General features: G+C 39.5%; 1 protein-coding gene and 1 pseudogene. Both read right to left on the bottom strand.

Annotated features, from left to right (window positions below; genetic code table 11):
• Window positions 1-353: pseudogene (locus tag BQ5796_RS15955) on the bottom strand (IS66 family transposase); the annotation flags it as partial.
• A gap of 90 nt (window positions 354-443) precedes the next feature.
• Entirely contained in the window at window positions 444-707 is a 264-nt protein-coding gene (gene tnpB, locus BQ5796_RS18185; protein WP_074033861.1) for an IS66 family insertion sequence element accessory protein TnpB, read from the bottom strand.
• Between the last annotated feature and the right edge of the window lie 171 nt (window positions 708-878).

Here is an 878-nt window from a genome sequence, read left to right as displayed (position 1 = left end):
TCATCACGTAATGAATCATTTCGTTTTTTCTTCTGAATCGTTCGAACAACAGTATAGGAAATAGTCTGTTGGCTTTGTTCATCTGTGTGCTCAGATTCGCTAAAAGACGAGTCATCATCAAATAAGGAAGCTTGCCCTTCTGGGATGTTATATCTCGACTTTTCTGTTTTCGAGCCATATAAGAGCTTTGTAAAGTGTCGAAGTTGTTGCGTCAACGCTTCATTCTGTTTCAACGATTGATCCAATTTTTTCGATAGTTCTCGGTTTTGTTGATTGGAATGAGCCAATTGCTCTTCAAGCAATTGAATCACTCTCTCCAATTGTTTTTCATTCTTAGAAGAAGCCTTCGTCACATCATTCACCACTTTTCGCTCTTATTCACTCTTCTTATTATAGCGAGTTCGAACAGCGGCATAAAGATATAAAATGAAGGATTTTTCAATTTAAAACAATCCCTTTGATGATGGCTGGATTGCCTTTGGCTGCTGGATGGATAACCCCTCAAGAAGCCAGCGAAGCTCTTGTTGCGAAAGATTTCGTACTTCCTGTTCATCTTTTGGCCATTGGAGTTTACCGTTATCTAATCGTTTATAAAGCATGGCGAAGCCATCGCCGTCGAAGTATAAACATTTATAGCGATCTTTACTCCATCCTGCAAATAAGAAAATGGAATCACCATACGGATCCAGTTCGAAAGAATCTTGAATCTGTTTATGGCATCATAAAAATGTAGGTTATGGCATTTAATTTGTGCAGGCCCCGAGGGGACTGCACAAATTAAAAAAAGCCACTTGTCAACATTCCAAAATACACATACACTTCCTGTTGGGTACAAAACGTGCAGGAGGTATTAAGGAGATGTTGGCTGTGGCCGAGAT

Origin of the sequence: Bacillus massilinigeriensis, from assembly GCF_900111815.1 — a bacterium.
Taxonomy (GTDB): Bacteria; Bacillota; Bacilli; order Bacillales; family Cytobacillaceae; genus Mesobacillus_C; species Mesobacillus_C mediterraneensis.
Note: the sequence above shows the minus strand (reverse complement) of the source record. Positions and strands in the feature narration are given on the sequence as shown.